We start from the raw sequence: 4,293 nt of genomic DNA on the forward strand, positions 1-4,293 counted from the left end.
CAACCCCGAGCCAGACACCGCCACCCCAAGCCCGAGCCAGACACAGCCACCCTGACCTCGAGCCAGCGACTGCCACCCGCACCGCGACCCGAACCGGCCGCCCGCACCGCGACCACACCGCGACCGCGGGCCAGACACGGCCTGCGCAGGACTACCTCGGTTTCGTCATCGTGCACGTCGGCCGCGCCGTCCTCGTCCTGTTCCTGACCGGCCTGACCCTGGGCCGCAGGTCACGGGAACAGCCGGTCAGCCTGCCGCACTAACCGGTCGGGATCTGGCACAGCCGCTGACCCATGTCGGTGTCGCGCGCCGGGTCGTTCTGAACGACTGCGGCCGTAGCCCCGTTCGCTCCGGCAGCCGCAAGCCGGATCACAATCCGAAGTGTTATCTGCCGGAACAGCTCACCGGTGACGTGAGGTCCGGCCAGCGATCCCGGGGCCATCCGTCAGGACGCGCGGCTCGGCGAGGTGATGGCGCTGCCGGCCAGCACCTGTCGAGGAGCATTCCGGGCTGGCTGGGACGNCGACCTGCACGGAGCGGATTCAGCGCGGTTCGTGCTCGGCGGGAAGGACGGCGGCGATCAGGTCCGTGTGGATGAAGTCCTCGCCCTTGAACAACAGCGGTTCCCGTCGTTCCGCCGCAAGCGCGTAAGCGAAACAGTCACCGAAGTTCAGCCGGGCGGGGCTGCCGCTCCCCCTACCGAAGTCTCGGTAGGCCTGCCGGGCGAGCGTCGCGTGCTCGGCTGTCACCGACACCACCTCGATGTCCGCGACTCTCATCAGTTCGTCGAACCGACGGCTCGCAACAGGGTCACGAGCCGAGTCGACGACGACCGCCGCCTCCACGTAGTTCACGGCAGACATGGCGGTGTCCGCTGAGACGAGAGCCGCCGCGTAGGCGGCCGCGTCCGGCTCGGCTCGGACGATGGCGACGAGGGCGGACGAGTCCACGATCACGCCGGCAGCCCACGATCATCGTAGAGGTCGTCGATGTCGAACCCGCTCCCCACGACCGCGCCCGCTATCTGGCGGCCAAGCGCGACGATTCGCTCAACTCGCTGCTCGCCGGCTTCTCGGTCAGCCCGCATTCGCTCGAGACGTTCACGAATGGCCGTGGTCNCCGCGGCCGTGATGCTCTCGCCGGTCAGGTCAGCCAGCTCACGGCCAAGCCGCTGCGCCTCGTCGTTCTTGATGTTCAGCGCCATCGCAACCACTTCCACCATGGAGCCAAAATTTTCCTCCACGGTACCACCGAGCCACGAGTGCGGCAGGCCACGGCGAACGACTCGATCAACGTCCACGCCGCGCGACAGCACCGGCCCGCCCAACCGCCCAAGGCCATCCACGGGTGCACCCACCCGGCTCCGCGCCGCGTAGCCCGACAGGAATGCCTCCGGGCAGTGCGCGATCGCAGGATCACAGGTCTGCCGATCCAACCTCGCCGGCAGGACCGTGTGCGCATCTCAGGTGGCCGTCCGCCCCGCGACCTTGAGTTGGTTGCTGAGCGTTGACGCGGCTCCCACGACCTGTGAGGTCACACGGCGCGCCTCGGCTGTCGACCTCGCCGTCACGGAGAGCACGGCCGCGGGGCCGTTGGCACCGAACGGGCCGACCGGCGCCGCCGTCTCGATCTCCCCCATCCGTCGCTCCTCCCGTGCGCTAGCCGACGCTCCAGCCCGGATCGCGGTGAGTTGCCGGTCCAATATCCCAGGCGCGATGATCGTGTAGGGCGTCAAGCGGGCGAGGTCACCGAATGCCTCACGTCGGCGCGCTTCAGGCATATGAGCCAGGAAGATCTTGCCGGCGGCGGTGGCGTGCGGGGGTAGTTCCGTCCCCGCCCCCGGTCCGCTGCCGACGGCATCCGCGACGACGACGCGTGCGCCATCCAGCACGGCAAGGAGCACGGACAACCCCGTTTCGGCGTGCAATCTCCGGAGAAGGGGCCGTCCCAGCTCAACCAGGCGCCGCGGGCAGGGAGCCTGGTTGCCGAGGGTCCACAAGCGGCTTCCCAGCCGATAGGACCCGTCTGCCTGACGTTCCAGGCCGCCCCAGGCGACAAGCTCACGCACCAGCCGCAAGGCCGTGGGCACCGGTAGGCCGGCACGCTCCGCGATCGTCGTGAGGCGCAGGGACTGCGCTCCGTCCGAATACACGTCCAGTACTGACAGAGCCCTGGCGACCACGGCCACCGCAGACCTCCCGATGCGGGTGGACTTTCACCCCGTGAAAACGGATCTTTCGCTGCTGTTCGCTTCGGGCGGCAGGCTGGCTCACGAGTCCGGACCCGCCGCGAAAGGAACATGATGGAGCTTGATCTCAGCGCGGACGAGCTGTTGTCCACAACCAGAGCGGTGCGCCACCGGCTGGACTTCTCCCGGCCCGTCCCCTGGCGGTTGATCGGGGAATGCGTCGACCTCGCGGTGCAGGCCCCGACCGGCCGCAACCGCCAGCGTTGGCACTTTGTCGTGGTCACCGACGCCAAGCGCCGGCAGGCTCTGGCGGATGTGTTTCGGCGCGCCGTCGCCGTGGTGGATCCCGTCGCGAGCCGCCTGAGCCATCGGGACATGCAGCGGATGACGATGCACAGCGGTTCGATGACACGGATGACGAGCGGCTTCCAGCATCTGTACGACAACATCCATCGTGTACCCGCCATCGTCGTGCCATGCGTCGAGGGGCGCACGGACGGCGCGTCGGTACTGGCCCAGTCGATGACCTGGGGTTCCATCCTCCCGGCCGTGTGGAGCTTCATGCTCGCCGCACGGGCCCGCGGGCTGGGGACGGTGTGGACGACCGCCCAGGGGCCGTTGGAACGAGAAATGGCCCAGGTCCTGGGAGTCCCCTACGACGAGGTGATGTTGGCCGCGTTCATCCCGCTCGCTTTCACTCTGGGCACGGAGTTCCGGCCCGCACGGCGAATTCCTCGCGATCAGGTGCTCCATCGTGATCACTGGTCGGGATGAAGCACTCGGCGCGCCGAGCCACGGGTCTCGCAGAGGGCGGAGCAATCACTGATCCTGCCGGGACAGCCCCGCGATACCTCCGCGTCCTCGCCGCCCTCGGCCCACGCGCCCACCGGCTGGCTCGCGAGCGCGCCCACGGCGTCCACCCGTTCCTGCAGCCGGTGGCGCACACGGCGAGCGCCCGCGCCGCGCTGGGGCCGGAGCCGCTCGTCATCCCGCATCAGGCCGTGATCCTCGAAAATGACGGGCAGGCGGCCCGGACAATGCTGCGAACCATCCTCGATCTCGGCGCGGGTGCGGCCGACTCCCCCTACGCCAGGAACTACCGCCGGCTCGGCTACAGCGAGACGGTTATCGCTGAGCGCGGCGACCGTCTGATTGACGACGTTCTCGCCTGGGGCAATGACGCCGCCGTCGCGGCCAGGCTCATCGCCCACCTTGATGCCGGCGCCGACCACGTACTCGTGAACCCGTTCGCCCCCGATCTCTCCNAGGCAGTCGACCAGCTCGAGCGGCTCGCCCCGCTACTCGGGCTGGGTACCCAGAGCTGAGCGGCGGGCAGGAGGCGAAGGTCGGAACGGTATCGGGCGGGGCGGGGCGGGGCCGCGGGGCCGCTGGGCCGCGCCGCGATTGGCCGTGGTGATCAGGGCTGGTTCGCGATCGGGGTGTTCTGGCCAGCCGCGAGCCACCACTGACCGTCGCGACGGACCAGGACGTACATCGCCATCTCGGAGAAGCCCGTGGGCTCGGTGCCGTCCGCGTCGGGCAGTGCCCGCCTGCGGACGTGGGTGATGACGACGTCGGGCGTGGGCATGAGGGTCTGCACCGGCTCATAGCGGGAACGGGCGACCGTGGGCCGGGCCAGCTGCGCACGATGAATGGAGTTGAGCAGCTCGAATCCGGTCAGCGTCATCCCGTAAGGGCTGCCCCAGAGCACGTCCGCCGCGAACTGGCGGTCGTAGTGGTCGGCGTCGCCGCGATCGAGGCCGACCTGCAGGTGCTCGACGAGCTGGCGCACGGCCTCGTCGGCCTGAGCGTCTCGATCGGGCTGGTGCAGGCGGGGCCGGGGCGAGGACGGTCGAGGCGTGGACATCGTCGGTGTCTGCATCGCGGGACCTCACAGGTATGCGGATGAACAGGACGGGCCGGCCGGGCCGGGCCGGGCCGGACCGACGCTATGGGGTGAAGTTCACTTGAACGCAAGCCCTCCCACTGCCCATCTGGCCGGGTGGCCGTGCGGCTGCGCGGCCTGTCGCCGGTCTTTCGGGCGGGCAGGTCGCCGAACCGCGGCGCGATCCCGACTTAGGCCAGCACCACCGACAGCGGGCGGC

The 4,293-nt window shown here is 69.6% G+C and carries 5 protein-coding genes and 3 pseudogenes; 3 read left to right on the forward strand and 5 right to left on the reverse strand.

Features of this window, described 5'->3' with window-relative positions; translation table 11 throughout:
• A pseudogene (locus UG55_RS30115) lies at positions 1-263 on the forward strand (hypothetical protein); the annotation flags it as partial.
• A gap of 279 nt (positions 264-542) precedes the next feature.
• On the opposite strand, the gene UG55_RS17710 reads toward UG55_RS30115, so the two are convergent.
• From UG55_RS17710 to UG55_RS17720, 4 genes and pseudogenes are all read right to left on the reverse strand, one after another.
• A complete protein-coding gene (locus UG55_RS17710) occupies positions 543-956 on the reverse strand; it encodes a type II toxin-antitoxin system VapC family toxin (RefSeq protein WP_066070283.1) in 414 nt (137 codons plus the stop codon).
• On the reverse strand, positions 953-1,118 hold a 166-nt coding region (locus tag UG55_RS47490; RefSeq protein WP_242424689.1), incomplete at its 5' end, for a type II toxin-antitoxin system VapB family antitoxin. The genes UG55_RS47490 and UG55_RS17710, both read right to left, overlap by 4 nt.
• Before the next feature lies 1 nt (position 1,119).
• Positions 1,120-1,222 (reverse strand): annotated as a pseudogene (locus UG55_RS47495) (type II toxin-antitoxin system VapB family antitoxin); the annotation flags it as partial.
• A gap of 240 nt (positions 1,223-1,462) precedes the next feature.
• A complete protein-coding gene (locus UG55_RS17720) occupies positions 1,463-2,188 on the reverse strand; it encodes an IclR family transcriptional regulator (protein ID WP_083986928.1) in 726 nt (241 codons plus the stop codon).
• Positions 2,189-2,302: 114 nt separating this feature from the next.
• Here UG55_RS17720 and UG55_RS17725 point away from each other — a divergent pair, with 114 nt between their 5' ends.
• Together UG55_RS17725 and UG55_RS17730 are read left to right on the forward strand one after the other, a co-directional pair.
• Positions 2,303-2,962 (forward strand): nitroreductase family protein, encoded by a 660-nt coding sequence (locus UG55_RS17725; protein WP_066070292.1) that lies wholly within the window; start codon positions 2,303-2,305, stop codon positions 2,960-2,962.
• A gap of 161 nt (positions 2,963-3,123) precedes the next feature.
• Positions 3,124-3,453 (forward strand): annotated as a pseudogene (locus UG55_RS17730) (LLM class F420-dependent oxidoreductase); the annotation flags it as partial.
• Positions 3,454-3,605: 152 nt separating this feature from the next.
• On the opposite strand, the gene UG55_RS17735 reads toward UG55_RS17730, so the two are convergent.
• Positions 3,606-4,070, reverse strand: a complete 465-nt coding sequence (locus tag UG55_RS17735; RefSeq protein WP_199865175.1) for a nuclear transport factor 2 family protein — start codon at positions 4,068-4,070, stop codon at positions 3,606-3,608.
• Between the last annotated feature and the right edge of the window lie 223 nt (positions 4,071-4,293).

Source organism: Frankia sp. EI5c (assembly GCF_001636565.1).
Taxonomy (GTDB): Bacteria; Actinomycetota; Actinomycetes; order Frankiales; family Frankiaceae; genus Parafrankia.